Annotated in this window: 25 protein-coding genes and 1 riboswitch; of the genes, 19 read left to right on the forward strand and 6 right to left on the reverse strand. The window is 38.8% G+C overall.

Features of this window, described 5'->3' with window-relative positions; translation table 11 throughout:
- Nucleotides 1–180: 180 nt before the first annotated feature.
- From ACRPLQ_RS23930 to ACRPLQ_RS23960, 7 genes are all read left to right on the forward strand, one after another.
- On the forward strand, nucleotides 181–951 hold the full coding sequence (locus ACRPLQ_RS23930) for a L,D-transpeptidase (RefSeq protein ID WP_014461717.1): 771 nt from the start codon (nucleotides 181–183) through the stop codon (nucleotides 949–951).
- Between the two features lie 360 nt (nucleotides 952–1,311).
- The gene (locus tag ACRPLQ_RS23935; protein WP_013055260.1) at nucleotides 1,312–2,850 is read left to right on the forward strand and encodes a carbon-nitrogen hydrolase family protein; all 1,539 of its coding nucleotides are present in this window, start codon (nucleotides 1,312–1,314) and stop codon (nucleotides 2,848–2,850) included.
- 113 nt (nucleotides 2,851–2,963) lie between these two features.
- Nucleotides 2,964–3,518 carry a glycerol-3-phosphate responsive antiterminator gene (locus ACRPLQ_RS23940; protein WP_033580667.1) on the forward strand — a complete coding sequence of 185 codons (555 nt, stop codon included), beginning with the start codon at nucleotides 2,964–2,966 and terminating at the stop codon, nucleotides 3,516–3,518.
- 177 nt (nucleotides 3,519–3,695) lie between these two features.
- A complete protein-coding gene (locus tag ACRPLQ_RS23945) occupies nucleotides 3,696–4,523 on the forward strand; it encodes an MIP/aquaporin family protein (protein WP_432236296.1) in 828 nt (275 codons plus the stop codon).
- Between the two features lie 67 nt (nucleotides 4,524–4,590).
- On the forward strand, nucleotides 4,591–6,081 hold the full coding sequence (gene glpK, locus ACRPLQ_RS23950; protein ID WP_014461712.1) for a glycerol kinase GlpK: 1,491 nt from the start codon (nucleotides 4,591–4,593) through the stop codon (nucleotides 6,079–6,081).
- A gap of 186 nt (nucleotides 6,082–6,267) precedes the next feature.
- Nucleotides 6,268–7,947, forward strand: a complete 1,680-nt coding sequence (locus tag ACRPLQ_RS23955; RefSeq protein ID WP_034268068.1) for a glycerol-3-phosphate dehydrogenase/oxidase — start codon at nucleotides 6,268–6,270, stop codon at nucleotides 7,945–7,947.
- Between the two features lie 165 nt (nucleotides 7,948–8,112).
- Nucleotides 8,113–9,867 carry a phospho-sugar mutase gene (locus ACRPLQ_RS23960; protein ID WP_155010640.1) on the forward strand — a complete coding sequence of 585 codons (1,755 nt, stop codon included), beginning with the start codon at nucleotides 8,113–8,115 and terminating at the stop codon, nucleotides 9,865–9,867.
- Between the two features lie 34 nt (nucleotides 9,868–9,901).
- On the opposite strand, the gene ACRPLQ_RS23965 is transcribed toward ACRPLQ_RS23960, so the two are convergent.
- Nucleotides 9,902–10,510 carry a biotin transporter BioY gene (locus ACRPLQ_RS23965; protein ID WP_154992365.1) on the reverse strand — a complete coding sequence of 203 codons (609 nt, stop codon included), beginning with the start codon at nucleotides 10,508–10,510 and terminating at the stop codon, nucleotides 9,902–9,904.
- Nucleotides 10,511–10,720: 210 nt separating this feature from the next.
- Complete coding sequence (locus ACRPLQ_RS23970; protein ID WP_013055267.1) at nucleotides 10,721–10,972, reverse strand: YhdB family protein; 252 nt, start codon at nucleotides 10,970–10,972, stop codon at nucleotides 10,721–10,723.
- A 321-nt stretch (nucleotides 10,973–11,293) separates the two neighbouring features.
- On the opposite strand from ACRPLQ_RS23970, the gene ACRPLQ_RS23975 reads away from it, so the two are divergent.
- The 3 genes from ACRPLQ_RS23975 (at nucleotide 11,294) to ACRPLQ_RS23985 (ending at nucleotide 13,657) form a co-directional block, all read left to right on the forward strand.
- Nucleotides 11,294–12,703 (forward strand): SpoVR family protein, encoded by a 1,410-nt coding sequence (locus ACRPLQ_RS23975; RefSeq protein ID WP_033580662.1) that lies wholly within the window; start codon nucleotides 11,294–11,296, stop codon nucleotides 12,701–12,703.
- 126 nt (nucleotides 12,704–12,829) lie between these two features.
- A complete protein-coding gene (locus ACRPLQ_RS23980; RefSeq protein ID WP_033580661.1) occupies nucleotides 12,830–13,159 on the forward strand; it encodes an antibiotic biosynthesis monooxygenase family protein in 330 nt (109 codons plus the stop codon).
- A 66-nt stretch (nucleotides 13,160–13,225) separates the two neighbouring features.
- A complete protein-coding gene (locus ACRPLQ_RS23985) occupies nucleotides 13,226–13,657 on the forward strand; it encodes an Rrf2 family transcriptional regulator (protein ID WP_013081642.1) in 432 nt (143 codons plus the stop codon).
- Between the two features lie 52 nt (nucleotides 13,658–13,709).
- Here ACRPLQ_RS23985 and ACRPLQ_RS23990 read toward each other — a convergent pair whose 3' ends face one another.
- Nucleotides 13,710–14,705, reverse strand: coding sequence for an NADPH:quinone oxidoreductase family protein (locus tag ACRPLQ_RS23990; RefSeq protein WP_028412585.1), 996 nt, complete (start codon nucleotides 14,703–14,705; stop codon nucleotides 13,710–13,712).
- Between the two features lie 179 nt (nucleotides 14,706–14,884).
- On the opposite strand from ACRPLQ_RS23990, the gene ACRPLQ_RS23995 reads away from it, so the two are divergent.
- Complete coding sequence (locus ACRPLQ_RS23995) at nucleotides 14,885–15,829, forward strand: nucleoside hydrolase (RefSeq protein WP_028412584.1); 945 nt, start codon at nucleotides 14,885–14,887, stop codon at nucleotides 15,827–15,829.
- A 34-nt stretch (nucleotides 15,830–15,863) separates the two neighbouring features.
- Here ACRPLQ_RS23995 and ACRPLQ_RS24000 read toward each other — a convergent pair whose 3' ends face one another.
- Genes ACRPLQ_RS24000 through ACRPLQ_RS24010 form a run of 3 tightly spaced genes read right to left on the reverse strand, consistent with a single transcriptional unit; the run spans nucleotide 15,864 to nucleotide 18,138 of the window.
- Entirely contained in the window at nucleotides 15,864–16,598 is a 735-nt protein-coding gene (locus ACRPLQ_RS24000) for an amino acid ABC transporter ATP-binding protein (protein ID WP_013081645.1), read from the reverse strand.
- Nucleotides 16,599–16,628: 30 nt separating this feature from the next.
- On the reverse strand, nucleotides 16,629–17,333 hold the full coding sequence (locus ACRPLQ_RS24005) for an amino acid ABC transporter permease (protein ID WP_013055275.1): 705 nt from the start codon (nucleotides 17,331–17,333) through the stop codon (nucleotides 16,629–16,631).
- Nucleotides 17,317–18,138, reverse strand: a complete 822-nt coding sequence (locus ACRPLQ_RS24010; RefSeq protein ID WP_432236297.1) for an amino acid ABC transporter substrate-binding protein — start codon at nucleotides 18,136–18,138, stop codon at nucleotides 17,317–17,319. Before ACRPLQ_RS24010 ends, ACRPLQ_RS24005 begins: the two co-directional genes overlap by 17 nt.
- Before the next feature lie 341 nt (nucleotides 18,139–18,479).
- Between ACRPLQ_RS24010 and ACRPLQ_RS24015 the strand changes: the two genes are divergently transcribed.
- The 8 genes from ACRPLQ_RS24015 (at nucleotide 18,480) to ACRPLQ_RS24050 (ending at nucleotide 23,637) form a co-directional block, all read left to right on the forward strand.
- Complete coding sequence (locus ACRPLQ_RS24015) at nucleotides 18,480–18,878, forward strand: fluoride efflux transporter FluC (RefSeq protein WP_325077416.1); 399 nt, start codon at nucleotides 18,480–18,482, stop codon at nucleotides 18,876–18,878.
- Nucleotides 18,879–19,265, forward strand: coding sequence for a fluoride efflux transporter CrcB (gene crcB / locus ACRPLQ_RS24020; protein WP_028412580.1), 387 nt, complete (start codon nucleotides 18,879–18,881; stop codon nucleotides 19,263–19,265).
- A gap of 51 nt (nucleotides 19,266–19,316) precedes the next feature.
- A complete protein-coding gene (locus ACRPLQ_RS24025) occupies nucleotides 19,317–19,532 on the forward strand; it encodes a hypothetical protein (protein WP_013055279.1) in 216 nt (71 codons plus the stop codon).
- A 158-nt stretch (nucleotides 19,533–19,690) separates the two neighbouring features.
- Nucleotides 19,691–19,792, forward strand: a riboswitch (TPP riboswitch).
- A gap of 121 nt (nucleotides 19,793–19,913) precedes the next feature.
- Nucleotides 19,914–20,537, forward strand: coding sequence for a thiamine phosphate synthase (locus tag ACRPLQ_RS24030; protein ID WP_165635932.1), 624 nt, complete (start codon nucleotides 19,914–19,916; stop codon nucleotides 20,535–20,537).
- Nucleotides 20,521–21,648, forward strand: a complete 1,128-nt coding sequence (gene thiO, locus ACRPLQ_RS24035) for a glycine oxidase ThiO (protein WP_028412578.1) — start codon at nucleotides 20,521–20,523, stop codon at nucleotides 21,646–21,648. Before ACRPLQ_RS24030 ends, thiO begins: the two co-directional genes overlap by 17 nt.
- The gene (gene thiS, locus ACRPLQ_RS24040; protein ID WP_028412577.1) at nucleotides 21,645–21,848 is read left to right on the forward strand and encodes a sulfur carrier protein ThiS; all 204 of its coding nucleotides are present in this window, start codon (nucleotides 21,645–21,647) and stop codon (nucleotides 21,846–21,848) included. The genes thiO and thiS overlap by 4 nt, the downstream gene beginning before the upstream one ends.
- A gap of 5 nt (nucleotides 21,849–21,853) precedes the next feature.
- Entirely contained in the window at nucleotides 21,854–22,621 is a 768-nt protein-coding gene (locus tag ACRPLQ_RS24045) for a thiazole synthase (protein ID WP_013055283.1), read from the forward strand.
- Complete coding sequence (locus ACRPLQ_RS24050) at nucleotides 22,618–23,637, forward strand: thiazole biosynthesis adenylyltransferase ThiF (protein ID WP_028412576.1); 1,020 nt, start codon at nucleotides 22,618–22,620, stop codon at nucleotides 23,635–23,637. Before ACRPLQ_RS24045 ends, ACRPLQ_RS24050 begins: the two co-directional genes overlap by 4 nt.
- Nucleotides 23,638–23,649: the final 12 nt, after the last annotated feature.

Raw genomic sequence — 23,649 nt, forward strand, 5'->3', positions numbered from 1 at the left:
TGAAACGGCCCTTTAAAGGGCCGTTTTTTGTTATGTACATTATTGCTTCTTGTCAGTAAAAAGGGGTGCGTGAAAGATTTTATTGTATTTTGACTTATAAGGTAAAAAGTGTTCTGATGGTTTGCCTTTCATCCTATACTTTTCTTATATAGATATAAGAGAAATTGGGGGAGTCGATAAATGAAAAAGGTGGCTGTTTTTTTTGTTGGGCTTGTTTTTTTACTCGCGGGGATGGGTCTGACAGGCAATGCTTCTGCGGCGTCCAATCAACTTGTTATCATTAACAAATCTACTAACACACTTGCTTTTTATGATGGAGGCAAATTGGTAAAGACGTTCAAAGTTGCGACAGGGAGGCAGATGAGTTATACACCAGAAGGTACCTTTAGCATTGTGAATAAAATTAAAAACCGGCCTTATTATAAAGACAACATTCGGGGAGGAGATCCTAGAAATCCACTAGGTGATCGCTGGCTAGGATTAAATGCGCGCGGAACGTATGGCACGACGTACGCTATTCATGGAAATAATAATCCAAGTTCTATCGGGACCTACGCAAGTTCAGGGTGCATTCGTATGTATGATGAAGAGGTACGCTGGCTGTTTGACCGCGTTCAAACCGGTACAAAAGTGGTTATTGGTCAATTTCATTCTCAAAGTTTTGATTCAATCGCTGTTAAAAACAAATACAAAGTAAGCAGTGCTTCAGTCGCCCAGAATCTTTGTAAAACAAAAAAGCTCTCAAAAGGCCAAATTGGTTTTGTAACGATTCAATCACCGATGGTTTTGTTAAAAGAAGAAAAAGGAAAATGGGTAAAGATTCGCACGTTAAATCGCGGTGAACGCTATAATGTATATAAAATAAATGGCATTAAAGTCTCTTTAGGACCAGGATTTATTGAAAATTATCCTAATAAAAAAACATCCATAAAATTAGATATTTGCAAATAGAAAATGAGGCTGGGACAAAAGTATTTTAGCCTAAGTGAAAAACGAACCATTGATCAGAATTTTGATTCTTGGTTCGTTTTTTTTATTATGGTGAACGCAGATTTCATCTGTTTCGTTCCTTCTAGCAGTTGATGGGAGGGTGAAGACTCCTGCGGCCGCCCGCAGAAAGCGAAGTCTTGCACGGAAGTCAACAGCGGTGTCACAAGCTATCCATACGAGCTAATCCATTTGTGCGTCTTTCGATTGGATTTATTTCGTTATGTCTCACCCTCATTTTTTGAATTTTTAATAATGTTTATTATAATAAAAAACAGGGAAACTAATTGCCTAATGAAGAGAGAGAAAGGGTTGTTTGAGCGTATGTCTACAATAGACTTATCAAAATTCGAGAAAAAAATGATTATTCGTAACATCAAACCGGACGATATAGATGAAATTTTAGCACTTCAAAAGCTATCATTCCCCGGAATGGATCCGTGGAAAAAAGAACAGCTTGAAAGTCATCTGGCCATTTTTCCAGAAGGACAAATATGTGCAGAGTACGACGGGGAAATTATCGGATCTTGTTCCAGCTTGATTGTGAACTTTGATGAGTACGATGATCAGCATACGTGGGACGATATTACAGACGAAGGATACATTACAAATCATAACCCAGAAGGCTACAATCTGTATGGAATTGAAGTAATGGTTCATCCAAAGTATCGCGGCATGAAAATAGGACGCCGCTTATATGAAGCGCGTAAAGATTTAGCACGTGAGTTGAACCTTAAAAGTATCATCATCGGAGGAAGAATTCCTAATTACCATAAGCATTCAGCTGAAATGTCGCCTAGAGAGTATGTAGAGCAAGTTATTCATCATAAAATTTATGATCCAGTACTATCTTTTCAGCTAATGAACGGATTTACGCTTATGCGTATAAACCCTGGTTATCTTCCTGATGACCTAGCTTCTAATAAGTATGCAACGCTGATGGAATGGAACAACGTAGATTATGTTCGCCGTTCAAAACGCCATTTTAAAACATCATTCCCAGTGCGTATTTGTGTTGTTCAGTATATGATGAAACAGATCAATTCATTTGAAGAGTTTGCAACACAGGTAGAATATTATACAGATGTTGCTTATGATGCAAAAGCCGACTTCTGCGTATTCCCGGAAATTTTCACAACTCAGCTCATGTCTTTCTTGAATGAAAAAATTCCAAGCAAAGCGGTTCAGCGCGTAGCAGAATATACGGAAGAGTACATTGAGTTATTTACTAACTTAGCGGTTAAATATAACGTAAATATTATTGGAGGATCCCACTTCGTCGAAGAAGATAATGGAGATATCTTTAATATTGCCTATCTATTCCGCCGAGATGGAACAATTGAAAAGCAGTACAAAGTGCATATTACACCTAATGAAAGAAAATGGTGGGGAATTAGCCCAGGAGATAAAGTTGAAGTGTTTGATACAGATTGCGGGAAAATTGCGATCCAAATTTGCTATGACATTGAATTTCCGGAGCTTGCTCGTATTGCTACAGATAAAGGTGCAAATATTATTTTTACACCATTCTGTACGGAAGATCGTCAAGGCTATCTGCGCGTAAGATACTGCTCTCAGGCTCGTGCGATCGAAAACCAAATTTATACGGTTATCGCAGGTACGGTTGGAAACCTGCCTGAAACAGAAAATATGGATATTCAGTACGCTCAGTCTGCTATTTTTGCACCGTCTGACTTTGAATTTGCACGAGACGGTATTGTAGGAGAATGTAACCCTAATATTGAAATGGTGGTTATTGGAGATGTAGATTTAGAAATTCTTCGTCGCCAGCGTCAATCAGGAACGGTTCGTCAATTAAAAGATCGACGCCATGACGTTTACAATATTAAATATAAAAAATAACGCAGTTTCTAAAAACATCATGCAAATGCATGGTGTTTTTTATTTCAACTTTTGCCATAATAAAAACTATTACAATGAATTTTGTGGACTAACCATGGAAAAGAGGGGAAAACATGAGTTTTCATGGACAATCGGTATTACCCGCTGTTCGAGATATGAAGCAATTGGAAAATTTTTTAGTAAGCAATTACGAGTACGGAGTTCTTTTAGACAATCAAGTGGGCATGCTAAAAGGAATTATGAGAGAGGTTCATAAGCATGAAAAAAAGCTAATCATTCATTTAGACTTAATTCATGGCTTAAAGCACGATGAGTATGCGGTTGATTTTTTGTGTCAGGAGTTTAAGCCTGCGGGGATTATTTCGACAAGAACAAACGTCATTTTAAAAGCTAAACAAAGAGGAATCTATGCCATTCAACGGGTCTTTTTATTAGACAGCACGGCTTTGAAGAAAAGCTATGAGTTAATGAAGAAAGTAAAACCCGATTATATTGAGCTTCTTCCTGGAATTGTGCCCACTTTAATCCAAGAAGTCAAAGCTGAAACAGGCATTCCGGTGTTAGCCGGAGGTTTAATACGAACCGAAGAAGAAGTTCGTAATGCTTTAGGAGCCGGGGCTTCTGCTGTTACAACATCAAATAGAGAACTGTGGAGTATTTCAACTTAAAAAAACTGTTTGACAACGCTTTCATCATCTAGTAAACTTCTAGATAAGTTAATAGTTGTGAGGGAGAATAGGAGATCCACGGTATAGCCTTTTAATGATTTTATTAGGGGGATGTATGGTGGATTTTCTTATTTTCTTGTAATGTTAACCGTGTTTATACAAAGGGGAGGTATTTATATGCAAGCATTTTTAGGAGAAGTAATTGGAACAATGATACTAATTATCCTTGGCGCTGGTGTATGTGCGGGCGTCAATTTAAAAAAATCGTTTGCTGCTAATTCAGGATGGATTGTTATCACAATGGGGTGGGGAATGGCAGTAGCCATGGCAGCATATGCGGTTGGTAATATGAGTGGAGCACACTTAAACCCAGCGCTAACAGTAGCGCTTGCTATTACAGGTGATTTTCCGTGGTCACAAGTACCGATGTACATCTTAGCTCAGTTTATTGGAGCGATTCTTGGTGCAACAGTTGTTTATTTACACTATCTTCCACACTGGAAAGAAACAAAAGATGCTGGTACAAAACTAGGCGTATTTGCAACGGGGCCAGCAATTGCGAACCCATTTGCAAACGTTTTAAGTGAGGCGATTGGAACATTTGTATTAGTAGTAGGAATTTTAGCAATTGGAGCAAATAAATTTACAGATGGATTAAATCCTTTAGTAGTAGGATTTTTAATCGTAAGTATTGGTTTATCATTAGGAGGAACAACAGGCTATGCCATAAACCCTGCTCGTGATTTAGGACCACGTATCGCTCATGCTATCTTGCCGATACCTGGCAAAGGCAGCTCGAACTGGAAATACGCTTGGGTGCCAGTAGTGGGTCCTTTATTAGGCGGATCAATTGGCGCAGTATTTTATCAAGCGGCATTCTTAAATAAAACGTCTAGCAGCTTATGGATTGTCTTAAGCATTGCGGTGATTGTTTTAGCTGTTATTTACGCTATTTCTAAACAAAAAGCAGCACAAATTCAATCAGCAGTAGTACCAAAAAAATGAATGCGCTTTACCATCTAACTATGTACAATAAAGAAACGACACTATACAGAGAATAGGGGATATTGATATGGAAAAATTTATTTTATCTTTAGACCAAGGAACAACAAGCTCACGAGCAATGTTATTTAATAAAAAAGGTGAAGTTGTACATGTAGCTCAAAAAGAGTTTACGCAGTACTTCCCAAAACCAGGTTGGGTAGAGCATAATGCTAGTGAAATTTGGGGTTCTATCCTTGCCGTTATTGCATCTTGTCTATCTGAGTCAGGTGTTCATGCTGATCAAATTGAAGGAATTGGAATTACCAATCAGCGTGAAACAGCAGTAGTATGGGAAAAAGCAACAGGAAAGCCGATATACAATGCAATCGTATGGCAGTCTCGACAAACGTCTGGTATTTGTGAAGAGTTAAAAGCAAAAGGATTAAACGATACGTTCCGCGACAAAACGGGATTATTAATTGATGCATACTTCTCTGGAACAAAAGTAAAGTGGATTTTAGATAACGTAGAAGGTGCACGAGAAAAAGCAGAAAACGGTGAATTGTTATTCGGAACAATTGATACATGGTTAATTTGGAAGTTATCAGGCGGAAAGGCGCATGTAACGGATTACTCAAACGCATCCCGCACGCTTATGTTCAATATCTACGATTTAAAATGGGATGATGAACTGCTAGATATCTTAGGGGTACCGAAATCAATGCTTCCAGAAGTAAAGCCTTCTTCTGAAGTATACGCTCATACAGTAGATTATCATTTCTTTGGTAAAAACATTCCAATTGCTGGAGCAGCAGGGGATCAGCAAGCCGCTTTATTTGGACAAGCTTGCTATGAAAAAGGAATGGCAAAAAACACCTATGGAACAGGCTGCTTTATGCTCATGAATACGGGTGAAAAAGCAGTTAAGTCCGATCACGGCTTATTAACTACATTAGCATGGGGGATTAACGGAAAAGTAGAATATGCGCTTGAAGGCAGTATTTTTGTAGCAGGATCTGCTATTCAGTGGCTTCGCGACGGTTTAAGAATGTTTAAAAATGCGGCTGAAACTGAAAACTATGCAACACGAGTAGAGTCTACAGACGGCGTATATATTGTGCCAGCTTTCGTAGGACTTGGAACGCCATATTGGGATAGCGATGTACGTGGAGCGATGTTTGGATTGACTCGCGGTACAAAAAAAGAACACTTTATTCGTGCAACGCTTGAATCACTAGCTTATCAAACAAGAGACGTATTAAGCGCGATGGAAGCAGACTCTGGAATTACATTAAAAACATTGCGTGTAGACGGAGGAGCAGTTAAGAATAATTTCTTAATGCAGTTCCAAAGTGATGTGTTAAATGTTCCTGTTGAGCGTCCTCAAGTGAATGAAACAACCGCTCTTGGGGCAGCATATTTAGCGGGTCTAGCGGTCGGCTACTGGAAAGATTGTGATGAAATTGCGCAGCAGTGGAATATGGAAAAATCTTTCGAACCAAACATGGAAGAAGAACAACGTGAAGAATTATATAGCGGCTGGAAAAAAGCCGTACATGCAACAATGGCTTTTAAGTAATTATTTGATGAAAATCCTTTAATTAAAAGCGCATGTATGATATAATGTATTCAAGTTAATAAATTGGTTGGAGAATCGGAGAGACCACAGATCCATATGTAGGCATACTATATATGTGATTTGTGGTCTCTCTTTTTGTATATTGGAAAATTTTGATATCTTTGAAAAATGAAAGGGGAATGACGTATGTTTTCAAGTCAAACACGTTCGAATAAATTGGTAGACATGACACAAAATCAATATGATTTATTAGTAATTGGTGGGGGAATTACTGGGTCAGGTATTGCACTTGATGCGACTCATCGAGGCATGAAAACGGCATTAGTTGAAATGCAGGATTTCGCAGCAGGAACATCTAGTCGTTCAACGAAGCTTGTTCACGGCGGTCTACGCTATTTAAAACAGTTTGAAGTTAAAATGGTAGCCGAAGTTGGTAAAGAACGTGCCATTGTATATGAAAATGGCCCTCATGTAACGACTCCGGAGTGGATGCTGTTACCTTTCCATACGGGTGGAACATTTGGGAAATTCTCAACTTCAATTGGATTGCGCGTATATGATTTCTTAGCAGGAGTAAAACGTGCAGAGCGCCGCAAAATGTTTAGCGCAGAAGAAACGCTTAGACGCGAGCCACTAGTGAAATCTAAAGAGTTAAAAGGCGGCGGTTACTACGTTGAATATAAAACAGATGATGCACGTTTAACGATTGAAGTAGCTAAAGAAGCTGCCGCAAGAGGAGCAGATTTAGTCAATTACACAAAAGTGGAAAACTTCATCTACGATAAAGGAAAAGTAGTAGGGGCTGTTGTTCGCGATCAGCTTACGAATAAAGAATATAATATCTATGCAAAAAAAATCGTCAATGCTGCAGGTCCATGGGTGGACACGCTACGTGAAAAAGATAATTCAAAAAAAGGCAAGCAGCTTCAATTAACAAAAGGAATTCACTTAGTTATTGATCAAGAGCGCTTTCCGTTAAAACAAGCCATTTACTTTGATACACCTGACGGACGTATGGTATTTGCAATTCCGCGTGATGGAAAAACATACGTAGGCACAACAGACACGGTCTATAAAGAAGACGCTAGACATCCGCGTATGACTGTAAAAGACCGTCAATATGTTATTGATGCGATTAACTATATGTTCCCAACGGTTGATATTACAGTAGACGACGTAGAATCAAGCTGGGCGGGTGTTCGTCCACTTATTCACGAACAAGGAAAAGATCCTTCTGAAATTTCGCGTAAAGATGAAATCTGGACATCAGAATCAGGTTTAATTACAATCGCTGGAGGGAAATTAACTGGGTACCGTAAAATGGCTGAAATTGTCGTAAATCGCGTAGCTGAAGATTTTAAAGCAGAAGGACGCGAATTTGAAAGCTGTCAAACTAAACATTTACCGATTTCTGGAGGTAATGTAGGAGGTTCAGGCGGGTTCCCAACGTTTGTAGAGCAAAAAGTCAAAGAAGGCATCAAACTAGGGTTATCACGTGACGCTGCTGAAAAGCTTGTAAAACGCTATGGCTCAAACGTAGACAAAGTATACCGCTACATGATTGAACGTCCGGATCAGCTAAAAAACAGCGACCTTCCAGCTAGTGTATTTTTGCAAATTCAATATGGCATAGAAGAAGAAATGGTTTCAAAACCAGTGGACTTCTTCATTCGACGTACGGGCGCTTTATTCTTTGATATCAACTGGGTAAGAAGCTGGAAAAAACAAGTGATTGCTCATATGGCCGAAGAGTTAAAGTGGACGCCTGAGCAAACAAAAGCTTATACCGATGAATTAGAACAGCACCTTCATGACGCAGTTGTACCAGTAGATGAAAAAGTTAACCGTATGACAGGTATTTCATGATAAAATAAAAAAGTACCTCAAAATTTGTCAATACAGCCATAATATAATAGCAGGAAGTCAAATTTTGACGAAGAAATATAATATGACTGTTAAAAAAAGAGAAAGACGATTACTCGTTTTTCTCTTTTCATACATATTTACATTTATATAAGGGGGCTTTTTTTTATGAGTTGGAAAGAAACGTATACATCTTGGATTAATCACCCAGATTTAGATCCTGAATTACGTCAAAATTTGGATGCAATCAAAGGTGATGAAAAACAATTAGAAGATAGTTTTTACAAAACATTGGAATTTGGAACAGGCGGAATGCGTGGAGAAATTGGAGCGGGTACAAACCGTATGAATACGTATACAATCCGAAAAGCTTCTGAAGGCTTTGCTGAGTACATTAAACAAGCTGGCGAAGAAGCTATCAAGCAAGGCGTAGTCATTGCATATGATTCTCGCCACAAATCGCCTGAATTTGCGATGGAAGCAGCAAAAACATTAGCAAGTCACGGAATTAAAACGTATGTATTTGAAGAGCTAAGACCAACACCTGAACTTTCATTTGCAGTGCGTGAGTTAAACGCATTTGGAGGTATTGTTATTACAGCGAGCCACAATCCTCCTGAATATAATGGATACAAAGTATATGGTCCAGACGGTGGTCAGCTGCCGCCAAAAGAAGCTGATGAACTAGTTGGCTTTGTAAATGCTGTGGAAAATGAACTTACATTAGCTGTTCAATCTGAAGCGGAGCTAAAAGAAAAAGGTTTTATTGAAATGATTGGTTCAGCGATTGACGAAGCATACAATGAGAAACTAAAAACGATTTTAATTAACCCAGAGCTAGCTTCTGAAACAGGTAAAAACTTAAAGGTAGTTTTTACACCTCTACATGGTACAGCTAATAAGCCAGTTCGCAACGCGCTTCAATCCATCGGTTACGAAAATGTTACGGTTATTGAAGAACAAGAACTTCCTGATCCGAATTTTTCGACGGTTAAATCTCCGAATCCTGAAGAGCCGGCTGCATTTGAATATGCTGTTCGTAAAGGAAAAGAAATTGATGCAGATCTCTTAATCGCAACGGATCCAGATGCAGACCGTTTAGGAATTGCTGTCAAAGATCCAAGCGGCGAATATGCGTTATTAACAGGAAATCAAACCGGTGCTTTATTGCTTCACTATTTGCTTTCTCAAAAGAAAGAAAAAGGCGTGCTGCCTGCTAATGGCGTTGTGTTAAAAACGATTGTAACGTCAGAAATCGGCGCACAAATTGCTCGTTCATTTGGATTGCAAGTTGTTGACACTCTAACAGGTTTTAAATTTATCGGTGAAAAAATTAAGCAATATGAGCAAACGGGCGAGTATACATTCCAATTCGGTTATGAAGAAAGCTACGGCTATTTAATTGGTGACTTTGCTCGTGACAAAGACGCTGTACAAGCAGCCATTCTAGCGGTAGAAGCTTGTGCTTATTATAAAAAGCAGGGCATGACGCTATATGAAGCGCTTCAGCAAGTGTTTACCAAATATGGTTTCTATCGTGAAGGTCTGAAATCTTTAACGCTTAAAGGAAAAGAAGGATCTGAGCAAATTCAGCATATTTTGGCTACATTTAGAAATGAGCCTCCTACTGACATTGCAGGGTTAAATGTTTCGGTTGTAGAGGATTATACATTAAGTGAGCGCCAGCATATTAAAGCAGGAAAAGTAGAAGAGATTACATTACCAAAATCAAATGTATTAAAATATATCTTAGAGGACGGTTCTTGGTTCTGCCTTCGTCCGTCTGGTACAGAGCCAAAGGTGAAGTTCTATTTTGGCGTTGTGTCAGAAGATGAAGCAACGAGCATTGCCCATTTAGAAGCTGTACAAACAGCTGTAATGGGTGAAGTGGAGCGTGTACTAGATAAAGTGAAAACGGTATAAAAATAAAGCCTGCTCAAACTTGAGCAGGCTTCTTTTATGATACTTTATTTGATTGCGTATTTGACAAATATGAAGAAGATCGTAGGGCTTTATAAATTCTCGGAGCAAGCATAGCCCCAAGAACAGTGAAAATAAGATCCTTTACAGCAAACCACGACATAATCTTCCAAGCAGCTGCATATGTCATTGCAGGAGCTTCAAGCCAGTAGTTAATCGCTATATACATATACGTAGTACCAATTAAATAAATAACGGCAATACCAACTAGCGATGAAATTAAAAAGATAGAAAAAGTCGGCTTGCCGCGCATTTCCATAATTTTTCCTGTGATAAATGCAGCGACAATATAAGAAAGCAAAAAGCCGCCGGTGCTTCCAAATAAAATACCAATTCCTGCTTTAAATTGAGCAAATACCGGAGCGCCGGCAATGCCAATTAATACATATACAATCATCGAAATAGAACCCATTCGGCTCCCAAGTAAAAGTCCTGCTAATATAACAAAAAAAGGCTGAAGCGAAAGAGGCACGCCGCCTACTTGTAAAAAAGGTGCCCAAGAAGTAATGTTTGCACCAATAGCCATAAGAGCTGCAAACATACCGGCTAATGTTAAATCTAATGTGCGAAACCTTTTAGTATTCATATATGTTCCTCCCAGTATGTACTGAAATATCTTAGCCTATGTACTGAAGATTGTACGTCGAATTCACTTTTATGTCAACGATAAAAATAAATATGTTTACATATATTATTTGATGTTTTTTGAAATGAAATATGCATATTTTTAATGCAACATAAAAAAATAAAGAAGGGAATTCATCCCTTCTTTGTCCAAGTGTGTGTATCAAAAATACTAGTACAATGATTCTTCCAGAAGCTCCGGGTTGTGCTCCGAATATTCCGTTGCATGATCAATGTAGCGTAGTAAAGAATAAAGCTCTTCTTGAATGATGCGGTAGTTTCGTTCAAAATTGTAGGCGTGCAAAAAATGTTCAATCTTTTTTGAAAGAAAATCGTCGTCTGTTCGAACCATTAAAATTAATAAGTTATCCCATTGTGAACGGTGTGTGTAATATAAAGCTCGATCATAATCAATTACATCCATTAATAACGTTCCTCCTTTTGAGGAGTTGAAATTAGTGTATGATATTTGCGGGAATTCTTACGCTGTAAATGTTGGGCAAAAGACCAGTGCATAATTAAAAGAGGTTGTAGTAATTATGTAAGAAGAATAAACGTACAGCACCGGATAAATGATAAGAAAGGCAAAGAATAACGAAGCGTAACAGTTACATTACATCCATTATTTAAGACAACTAAATAAAAATCCCCTTTTCTTGAAAAAATAAAGCTTCTTTTTGATGAAAACACATGAATTGACATGTTTGTACATAGATTGAAGTAAGGAGTGAAAGGGGGAGCTGTCGTGAAAGAAGCAGATTATAAGCAATTATACCGTGCGATTGATGAAATTACGGAAATAGCTAGCGGTTTCGGTTTGGATTTTTATCCGATGCGCTATGAAATTTGCCCGGCAGATATTATTTATACGTTTGGTGCATATGGGATGCCAACTCGTTTTTCACATTGGAGCTTTGGAAAACAATTTTACAAAATGAAATTACACTACGATCTTGGATTGAGTAAAATTTATGAATTAGTTATCAATTCAGATCCTTGTTATGCATTTTTATTGGATTCCAATGCGCTTATTCAGAATAAATTAATTGTAGCTCACGTGTTAGCTCACTGTGACTTCTTTAAAAATAACAGCCGTTTTGCCAACACTAAACGGGATATGGTAGAAAGTATGGCAGCGACCGCTGATCGAATTAAAGAATACGAAGTAAAGCACGGTAAGCGTGAAGTAGAAAAGTTTTTGGATGCTGTCTTATCGATTCAGGAACATATTGATCCGTCTCTTATGCGTGCCAAGCTTTCTTGGAGCATAGATGATGTAGAATCATCGGAAGAAGAAATCACTTCTCCTTATGATGATTTATGGAATTTGGATTATAAAGAAAAGAAAAAACCAAAACCTCCAAAGTCTTTTAAAAAATTTCCGCCTCAGCCTGAAAAAGACATCTTATTATTTATTGAAGAATACAGTCCTTATTTAGAGGATTGGCAGCGGGATATTTTAACGATGATGCGAGAAGAAATGCTTTATTTCTGGCCGCAGCTTGAAACAAAAATTATGAATGAAGGCTGGGCTTCTTTCTGGCATCAACGCATTATTCGAGAAATGGACTTAACGAGTGATGAAGCGATAGAATTCGCGAAGCTAAATGCAGGGGTTGTGCAGCCGTCCAAGACGGGAATCAATCCATATTATTTGGGATTAAAAATCTTTGAAGACATTGAAGAACGCTACAACAATCCAACCGAAGATATGATTCGCCGGGGCGTCGAGCCCGGGTCAGGAAGAGAGAAGATGTTTGAGGTACGTGAGGTTGAATCAGATATTTCCTTTATCCGCAATTACTTAACAAAAGATTTAGTTATGCGGGAGGATATGTACTTATTCCAAAAACAAGGAAAAGACTATAAAATCGTCGATAAAGAGTGGACAGAAGTTAGAGATCAGCTTGTTAATATGCGCGTAAACGGAGGATTTCCTTACATCACAGTAACCAATGGAGACTATTTAAAAAATGGAGAGCTCTATTTAAAACACTGGTATGAAGGAATTGAATTAGATGTTAAATACTTAGAAAAAGTGGTACCGTACGTTCATCAGCTTTGGGGCCGACCGGTTCATTTAGAAACGATGATGGAAGGCAAGCCAATTGCCTTCACGTATGATGGGAAGACAGTGCATCGAAAACATTTATAAAAAGGAGGCCGCTTAAATAGCGGTCTTTTTGTGCTTCTGTAATTTTATTATCCATATAAATTGAAAAAATAAAATTACTATGCAATAATTTGGTGAGAATCATTTTCATTTAGAAAGGGAGATAAGATGTTTGTTGTAAACGCAAGTTTTGAAACGGAAAAGAAATTTGAAGAACGGCTCAAGCAAAAAGCTAAGAAAAACAAAACAGAAATTGAGGAAGCCAAAGGAAATTTATCGTTCGAATGCTGGAAAAAAGATTCCGCGGATAAAGTCGAATATATCTTTGTATCCAAGTGGGAAGAAAAACAGTTCTTTCAAGCTTGGATTTCAAGAGAAGAACATGTGAATGAACATAAAGAAGCGAATAAAAAGAAAACGAAAGCATTTTCTGAAGCTATGGAAATCAAGAAAACGCTGCGTTTTTATGAGGCGGTAGAAGAAGACATTCTTTCCTAAAAAAGCACGCTTGACTTTCATAAATGTTGTAACTATAATGATTACAACAAAATAGGAGTGAGAGTAATGAAAATTAGCAGTCGATTCACCGTGGCCGTTCACATACTGTCTTTAATTAAAGTAGATAGCAGTCATCCTAGTACTTCAGAGTGGATTGCTAGCAGTGTAAATACAAATCCTGTTGTTATAAGACGAGTAATTGGGATGTTAAAGAAAGCTGGACTTGTGGGCGTAAAAGCCGGAGCTGGCGGAGCTTATCTATTGAAAGATTTAGAAGAGATAACGTTGTTAGACGTTTATCGAGCGGTAGCGGCTGTGGAAGAAGGAGAATTGTTTCAAATGCATGAAAATCCGAATGTGGAGTGTCCTGTAGGAGCCAATATTCAAAGTGTCCTTGAATTGATTTTAAAACGTTCTCAAGATGCCATGGAACAAGTCTTAGCCGATGTGACGATGAAAGAATTAGTGACGGATTTAATAGCAAAAATAGATGCATAATAACATGCGTCTGTTCGTAAAAAAACGGAGAAACCCAGGTTTCTCCGTTTTTTTATAGCTTCACAATTGTTCGTCCTCGAGCTTGTCCTTTTAATAAAGTAGGAAGAACCTGAGGGAGATCTTGTAAAGAAACTTCCTGCTGAATGAAAGGTTCGAAGCTTTCAGGTTTAAAGTCATTAGCGAGTCTATTCCAAATCTCTTTTCGAGTAGGCATTGGACAGTAAACAGAATCGATGCCGAGTAAATTAATCCCTCTCAAAATGAAGGGAAAGACCGTTGTTGGCACTTTGCCTCCAGCTGTTAGCCCGCTGACCGCTACAGAGCCTCCGTACTGAATTTGACTGAGGACAGAAGCTAGGGGCTCTCCACCCACAGGATCCACTGCAGCGGCCCATTTTTGCTTGCCTAATGCTTTTAATTTGCCGTTATAAACGTCTTCACGCGCTACAATAGAGGAAGCGCCAAGCTCTTTCAAATAAGCTGCTTCCGAGCTTTTTCCTGTACTTGCTTCCACTGTGTAGCCTAATTTTGAAAGAATGGCAACCGCAAAGCTTCCTACACCTCCCGTAGCCCCTGTTACAAGCACAGAGCCGTTAGATGGACTAGTATGGTTTTCCTCTAAGCGATGCACAGATAAAGCAGCTGTAAAGCCAGCTGTTCCGATAATCATTGCTTCTTTTAACGTCAAATTTTCAGGAAGAGGGACAATCCATTCGCTGCGTAAGCGCGCATACTCACTGTAGCCTCCAAAGTGTGATACGCCAATGTCATAGCTTGTTGCGATGACACGATCACCTTCTTTAAAATCAGGGCTGTCAGAAGATACAACGATTCCTGCTAGGTCAATACCTGGAACAAACGGATAGCTTGTCACAATATTGCCGTTTGCGATGCTGGCTAAGCTATCTTTATAATTCACCCCTGAATAATGAACGCGAATAAGTACATCGCCTTCTGGCAAATCGTTTAGCGTCAGTTCTTGGACAGACGCCTCCACTTGTTCTTCACCTGTTTTATCTACTACTAATGCTGAAAATGATTGCTTCATTTTATTTCTCCTTTCTATACTGAGATGTATATGCCTATACATAGATTACCTTATTTCTATACCCATTATAGAAAATAGTAAAAGAAGTTCATAATACTTTGATTACCAAAGAGGCCATTTCATTATAAAATAGCGGTACAGCTATTACGTAGCGATACATAGAAAAGAGGAGAAGAGACATGAGCACAAACATATATTTTAACCATGATGCAGGGATTGATGATTTAGTATCCCTTTTTTTACTGCTGCAAATGGATGATGTAAAGGTAACGGGGGTATCTGTCATTCCTGCTGACGGATACTTAGAGCCAGGTATCAGCGCAAGCCAAAAAATTATTGATCGTTTTGGAAGTTATGATATCGAGGTAGCCAAATCTACTTCACGTGGTATGAACCCATTTCCAAAAGAATGGCGCATGCATACGTTTTATGTAGATGCACTGCCAATTTTAAATGAAAAAGGGAAAGTGCAAACAAAAATAAGTCAGCTGCCTGCTCATGATCATTTAATTGAAACATTGCAGCACACAGACGGAAAAACGACTTTATTATTTACAGGACCGCTAACTGATTTGGCAAGAGCACTTGAAAAAGCGCCTGAAATAGAAGAGAAAATTGATAAGTTAGTGTGGATGGGCGGTACATTTCAAGAAGTAGGAAATGTGCAGGAGCCTGAACATGATGGAACGGCGGAATGGAATGCTTTTTGGGATCCAGAAGCAGTAGCAAGAGTATGGGAAAGCAGCATTAAAATTGAGATGGTTGCTTTAGAAAGCACGAATCAAGTTCCATTAACGCCGGCTATTCGCCAAATGTGGGCTTCACTTCGCAGGTATGAAGGAGTAGACTTTGTAGGGCAGTGCTACGCGGCTTGCCCGCCGCTTGTGCATGTTGAAACCAATTCGACTTATTATTTGTGGGACGTACTCACAACAGCATTTACAGGGAATTCAACACTTGTGAAGGTAAAAACCGTTTCGAGTATTGTGTATACAGAAACACCAAGACAAGGAAGAACAGAAATTTCTGAAGAGGGACGACCTGTAGACGTCGTGTATGACGTCACAGCTGAAGCATTCTTTACGTACATTACAGATTTAATGAAAAAAGCAGTAGCCAAATAAAGAAAAAGGTTGCACGTGAAAATGTGCAACCTTTTTAATGAATCATATTCAAGAATTGACGTGTCCGCTCTTGTTGAGGATTTGAAAATATTTGATCCGGTGTACCTCTTTCCATAATGACACCTTGATCCATAAAAATAACTTCATCTGCTACTTCACGGGCAAAGCGCATTTCATGAGTTACCACCACCATCGTCATTCCTTCTTTTGCCAGGTCTTTCATCGCTTGAAGAACGTCTCCTACAAGCTCAGGGTCAAGAGCTGAAGTAGGCTCATCAAATAGCATAACTTTTGGGTCCATCGCCATTGCTCTGGCGATGCCAACACGCTGTTGTTGTCCGCCAGACAGCTGGAAAGGGTAAAAGTCGAGCTTATCGCCTAAGCCAACGCGTGTTAACAATTCTTTACCTCTTTTTTCTGCCTCTTGAGTAGAAACGCCTTTTACAATTACAGGACCTTCCATAACATTTTCAAGCGCACTTTTATGAGGAAATAAGTTATAGTTTTGAAAGACCATACCTGTTAGGCTTCGAAATGAAGTAATGTCTTTTTTACGAACAGGTTTGGTGAAATTCATGCTTTTTTTATCAAGTTCAATCGTGCCGTCTGTTGGGATTTCTAAAAGATTTAAGCAACGTAAAAAAGTAGTTTTACCCGATCCAGAAGGACCAATTAATACAATTACCTTGCCCTGTTCAACTTCTAAATCAATCCCTTTTAATACTTGCAAATCACCGAATGATTTATGCAAATTTTTGATATTAATCATATGAAAAACTCCTTTAGCTACTCGAAACGGTTATTTAGATACGTAACGATCTAGTCTTATTTCAATGCGTCCTTGGATAATGGATAAGATTGTACACATAATCCAGTACAAGAGCGCTGCTTCACTATAAAGAAGTAAAAATTCATAGTTAGTCGAAGCAATTTCTTGAGCTTTACGGAACATCTCAGAAACAAGAATAAGCGATGCAAGTGACGTATCTTTAATAAGGCTAATAAAAGAGTTAGATAATGGCGGAATCGATACACGTGCTGCTTGCGGTAAAATAATCCGTCTTAACGCTTGGGAATAGGTCATACCAAGTGAGTAGCCAGCTTCCCACTGTCCTTTAGGAATAGATTGAATCGCTGCTCGGATAATTTCAGATGCATACGCACCTACACTTAATGAAAATCCAATAATAGCAGAGATAAATGGGTCAATTGTTATATCTAAATTGGGTAAGCCGTAGAAAATAATAAATAATTGCACAAGCAGCGGTGTACCTCGAATAATCGATACATAGATGCGCGCAATTATATTTAAAACTTTTATAGATGATAAACGAGCCAAGGCTGTTAAGACAGCTAAAATGATACCGAGTACAAACGTGATTAATGTTAGTGGAATAGAATATTGAATAGCTCCCTTTAGCATTGGTAAGAGAGATGATTGAGCGATTGAAATCAATTGATTCAATCGCTCTCCATCAGGAAAAATATTATTTAGGAGAAACATCTTCGCCAAACCATTTCTTAGAAATTTTTGCGTATGTTCCGTCTTTTTTCATATCTTTCAATGCTTTGTTTACTTCATCCACTAACTTACCGCTGTCTTTTCTAAACATAAAGCCGCTTGCAGCACCATCGGATTTTTCATCCGCGATTTTGATAGGTGCGTTAGGGTGCTTTTTCTTATAGTCAAGGAACGATAATTTATCGTTGATTGTAGCATCAACACGGTTTGCGCTCATTAGTTCTACTGCTTGAGCAAAACCTTCAGCACTCGTAATGTTTGCACCATAAGATTGAGCCATGTCTTTGTAGTTACTTGTTAATGACTGTGCTGATTTTTTTCCTTTTAAATCTTTGAATGATTTGATATCTTTTTCGTCTTTACGAACAATTAATACGGCGCCTGACTGGATGTATGGGTCAGAGAAATCGTATTTCTTTTGACGATCTTCACGAATACCCACTTCATTAGCAATCATGTCAAAGCGTTTAGCATCTAATCCGGCAAACATGCCATCCCACTGTGTTTCTTTGAACTCAGCTTTTACGCCAAGACGTTTAGCTACTTCTTGAGCCAATTCTACATCAAACCCAGTTAGCTTTTGTTTGTCATCATGAAAAGTGAACGGAGGGTATGTACCTTCAGTTCCAATTGTTAATACGCCATCTTTTTTCACTTTATTATATAAATCCTCTTGTGAAGATTTATTGTCTCCATTGTTTGCTTCATTTTCTGAGCTAGAACCGCATGCGGCAAGCACAACTGTGAAAGCTAATAGTAGCGACAAAAGTGCAGCAAATTTCTTCATTTTCTAAACCCCCTAGTATTCTGATAGGAAATGATACTCTGTGATACTAAACAAGAACACAGCAAAAGTCAACAAAAAAAACTTATACGATTAATGTGACTTAAAATAAGGGAAATATACCTTCTATACACGGTTTGTCATAAGGATACAGAAAGATTTTAAAATTTGGATTAAGTGGATTTTTAAGGGATATTTGAGGAGTAAAAAGGAAGTTTCATGCGACGATTTTCTCTTTCATTTTTTCATGACTTTTGGTGCAATAAACATATAGTTAAATGTTAAGGTAGAAATAAATTCCTTATGGTACACTTAAAGAAGAATTTATGAAACGGAGCGATATGATGAAAGCCATAAACTTAATCTCAATTGCCTTTGGTGCTATCGCTGGTACATATGCGCGTTATTTGCTAAATCTTTCCTTATTATATACGGGCTATCCAATAGGAACGGTAATTGAAAACCTATTAGGAAGCTTCATACTAGGCCTATTAACAGGATTTTTTGCGTGGAAAAAGCCAAAAGAATGGATAAAGCTTGGACTAGGAGTTGGCGTGTGCGGCGGTTTTACAACGTATTCAACCTTTGCAGGAGACGTCATTTCTCTCACTCAGCACCATTTATTTTGGGGAGGCATTTATGTCATTGTCTCTTTAGTAGGTGGAATCCTTCTTGCTTTAGCAGGCTATCTATGCGGTGAAGCGGCAGGGAAAAATTTAGTGAAAGTACATGAGGTGAAGTAAATGAGCATAGTGAGCTTGGCACTTGGCGGGGCAGCTGGAGGAATATGCCGTTATCTTTTGGGTTTAAAAGTTACAAAAACAGTTTCAAACCCTCCTTTTCCAGTCTCAATGCTGTTTGTAAACTTGCTCGGTGCGTTTGGGCTTGGTCTTTTTTACGGTAGTTATTATGGAAAGGTTCCGAGTCATGCTTATGATGATTCAATATTTTTAATGATTGGCATTGGGTTTTTTGGTGCCTTTACCACTTTTTCAACGTTTAGTGTGGAAACCGTACAGTTAATTCGGGAAAAATCTTATCGGAAAATGTTGGCGTACGTGGGGATTTCAGCATTTGGAACAGTTGGTTTATTTACAGTCGGTTTACTGGCAGGAACGTTTTTATTATAAGTAAAGAGAACGTTTCTAGTAGGGAAAAACAAAAAGACGGAGAAGTAGAGAATGGATAGAAAAGCAGAAGTTTGGAAATACATTTTGTTGATTGTAGCTGTTGCAGGTCAGATCATTGGTTTTTTATTTTTATTTATAAATGTTGTGGCGGCATTTATTTTTTACGGTTTTTATATTCTAACTTTTATTATGTTACTCCTGCTGTTTATATGGGATCGGAAAAAGGAAAAAGACAAAGAAGAATTTGACGACTATACCGATTACTAACTATATAAAAAGCAGAATGATTCGGTGCGCCGGGCCTCTTAGTAAAGAAGCTTAAAAGATACATCTATAAAAGGAAGAGAGCCGTAAGAGCATAAAGAGATATTGTATTTACATCTAGTTGTGTTATAATTTTAAGTGCAAAAACAAAATCAATAAATAGCAATCACTAGGGGAGCTTTTTGAAGCTGAGACGGATGTATTTCGGACCCTTTGAACCTGATCTGGTTTGGACCAGCGTAGGGAAGTGGCGATCATGTTTACATAACGATGCATGCTAACCACTCTACGTTGTAGAGTGGTTTTTTGTATGTAATAAAGCCCTCTGCACAAGATGAAGTGATTGAAATTTCTCTTTATTCTGAATGGAAAGGTTTCGATCATGTGGATATTCCTAAATTTCATGTCATTACAACAGATAAGCAGCCAATCGAAGAGCTTCAAAAAATTTTAACGGCTATCGCGCCTTTTGCGGGCGCCATTCATATTAGAGAAAAAAAGAAAACGGCAAAGCAGATTCAATGTTTACTAGAAAGCCTACCATTTTGTCGCTCTAAAATTATTGTGAATGACCGAGTTGATGTAGCGCATGCTTTAAAAGCAAAAGGTGTACAGCTTGCCTATCATAGTTTAGACGTTTCGTTTGTTAGAGACGCATTTCCTTCTCTTATTGTTGGAAAGTCAGTTCACTCTGTGGAAGAGGCTTTAGAAGCTGAAAAAGATGGTGCTCACTACATTTTATACGGACATATTTATTCAACACATTCAAAAAAAGAATTAAAAAGTCGAGGGATAGCGGCACTAAAAGAAGTAGTAGACGCTGTGCAGATACCGGTTATTGCCATTGGAGGAATTACACCTGTAAATGCCAAAGAGGTACTTCAAACAGGAGCACACGGTATAGCCGTGATGTCTGGTGTCATGCTTGCGCAAGATCCCCTGAAAGCGATTAAACAATATTCTCATATATGGACATCTGGAGGTGGAGAAAATGAAGCAGCATTATGATGTACTGTTAATCGGAGGAGGTATAATCAGCTCTTCTATCGCTTATCATTTGTCAAAACAAGGAGCGTCAGTAGCTATTCTTGAACGCAATCAAGTTGGTTGTGAAGCTTCAAGTGCAGCCGCTGGTATTTTAGGTGCTCAAGCTGAAATTGATGAAGAAGGTCCTCTTTTAGACCTTGCTATTAAGAGCAGAAGCATGTTTCCTGAACTGGTGAAGGAACTAAAAGAAAAAACGGCTATCGACGTAGAGCTCATTCAAAAAGGCTTATTAAAAGTCGCTGTAACAGAAGAAGATGCACACGTATTAAAGAAAAAAGCCGCTCAGCACCACCGGTGGGACAAAGATGTAAGATGGATCGATGTAAAAGAAGCGCGTTTGTTAGAACCCGGGCTCTCTCCAGACATATACGGAGCCATTACAATACCGGGAGACGGCCAGCTAGCTCCGGCTAAGTTAACACAAGCTCTTGCTCATGGAGCCTTGTATCACGGAGCAGATGTATTCGAATACTGTGACGTTCACTCTCTTATTATGGAAAATGAAACAGTAAAAGGGGTACAGACGTCCAAAGGCTCTTTTTATGGAGAAAAAGTAGTGATTGCAGCAGGCTCATGGGCTAAACGCTTTATTTCTTCTGAACATTTAGGCGAGGTGTTTCCTGTAAAAGGAGAGTGTATTGCTCTGCAAAGTCATAAGCCCCTGCTTTCTAAAACGATTTTTTTAGATGAAGGTTTTTACTTAGTCCCTAAGACTGGTGGAAGAATCGTAATCGGGGCAACTAAGCTGCAGCATGATTTTACTAAGACCGTTTCTGCACAAGGTATTCAATTTTTGCTGAATAAAGCTTCTGCGCTTCTGCCGGCCATTAAAGAAGCCACATTTGAAAAAGCATGGGCTGGTCTTCGTCCACAAACAAATGATGGCTGGCCTTATTTAGGAGAGCACCCTGAAATAGCGAATCTGCACATGGCTTTTGGCCACTACCGAAACGGTATTTTATTAAGCGCTGCAACTGGAAAAATTATGGCTGATGCTTTGTTAGGGAAAAAGCCAAATCATTCATTCTTTACATCATTTCAGCTAACGAGAGCAATGGAGGGAGTTCATTGAATCTAATTATTAACGGTAAGACCGTCACTGTCGGAGATGAAATTGAAACGGTCGAGCACTTGCTGCAGGCTCAGAGTCTGCATGAGCGAGTTGTAATTGTTGAATTAAACAAGAATATTTTGCAAAAAGAAGAACATAGCGATGCATGCTTAAAAGATGGAGATACATTAGAAGTTGTTTCATTTGTTGGAGGAGGATGAAGAGTATGTTAAAAATTGGACAATATACATTTAATTCACGTTTATTATTAGGAACAGGGAAATTTCCGGACTTTACGACTCAGCGTCAAGCGGTAGAAGAGTCGGAAACAGAAATTTTAACATTTGCTGTTAGACGAATGGATATTTTTGATCAAAATCAGCCTAATTTATTAGAAGCACTTGATGTGAAGCGTTTCACTCTTTTGCCTAACACTGCTGGAGCAAAAAATGCAGAAGAGGCCGTACGTATTGCTAAATTAGCAAAGGCTTCTGGACTTTGTGACATGGTGAAAGTAGAAGTAATTGGATGTGATAAGACGCTGCTTCCTGATCCAGTTGAAACATTAAAAGCTAGTGAAGAACTGTTAAAAGAGGGCTTTACCGTTTTACCTTACACATCAGATGATGTTTTACTTGCGCGTCGTTTAGAGGAGTTAGGCGTACATGCCATTATGCCAGGAGCGTCGCCTATCGGTTCAGGTCAAGGTATTATTAATCCGTTGAACATGCGTTTTATCATTGAACAATCAACCGTTCCAGTAATTGTAGATGCAGGTATTGGAACGGCTTCAGACGCAGCTCAAGCTATGGAGCTAGGAGCAGATGGTGTGTTATTAAATACAGCTGTTTCAGGAGCAAAAGATCCTGTGAAAATGGCTCGTGCTATGAAGCTAGCGATTGAGGCAGGAAGAGCAGCATTTGAAGCAGGACGTATTGAAAAGAAACAATATGCAACGGCAAGCAGTCCAACAGAAGGGATGAGTATCGGTTGATTAATCGTTATTCCCGCCAAGAATTGTTTCAACCTATTGGAAAAGGCGGACAGCAGCAAATTCAAGAAAAGCATGTTCTGATTGTAGGAGCAGGTGCTCTTGGAACAGGGAACGCCGAGGCCCTTGCACGAGCGGGAGTAAAGAAAATAACGCTCATTGACCGCGATTATGTAGAGTGGAGCAACCTTCAGCGTCAGCAATTGTATAGTGAAAAAGATGCTGATAAAAGAATCCCAAAAGCAGTTGCCGCTAAAAAAAGGCTTCACGATATTAATCATGATGTAAAAGTAGAAGCCCACGTAGCGGACGGTACCCCTCAAGTTTTAGAACAGCTTGTTGAGGGGGTAGATGTTATGATTGATGCAACCGATAATTTTGACACACGCCTTGTAATGAATGATTTATCACAAAAATATGATATTCCTTGGATTTACGGAGCATGTGTAGGAAGTTACGGAATTAGTTATACTATCATACCAAGTGAAACACCGTGTTTATCCTGTTTGCTTGAATCTGTACCGCTTGGAGGGTTAACATGTGATACAGTGGGGATTATTAGTCCTGCTGTACAAATGGTAGTCGCTCATCAAGTAACAGAGGTGTTAAAAATATTAGTTGGAGACTGGAATGCGCTCAGGAGGGAACTTGTTTCGTTTGACGTATGGAAAAATGAGTATACGAGCATCAATGTGAACGTATTTCGCAAATCTGCTTGCCGCTCATGCGGCAGTGAACAAACGTATCCCTTTTTACAATATGAAAATCAAACGAAAACAGCTGTGCTATGCGGAAGAAACACGGTACAAATCCGTCCGGGCAAATCAGCCAAGCAGCCGCTGCAGTCTTTAGGTGAACGATTAAAAGAAAAAGGATATAAAATTGAACAAAATCCGTATCTGCTTTCTTTTTATGTAGATGATTACCGTTTAGTGATGTTTCAAGACGGGCGCGTCTTTGTCCATGGAACAAACGATATAGTAGAAGCAAAGTCACTTTATCATCGGTATATTGGGTAAGAAAGAGATGGA

Origin of the sequence: Priestia sp. TRN 1309, assembly GCF_050846875.1 — a bacterium.
Taxonomy (GTDB): Bacteria; Bacillota; Bacilli; order Bacillales; family Bacillaceae_H; genus Priestia; species Priestia zanthoxyli.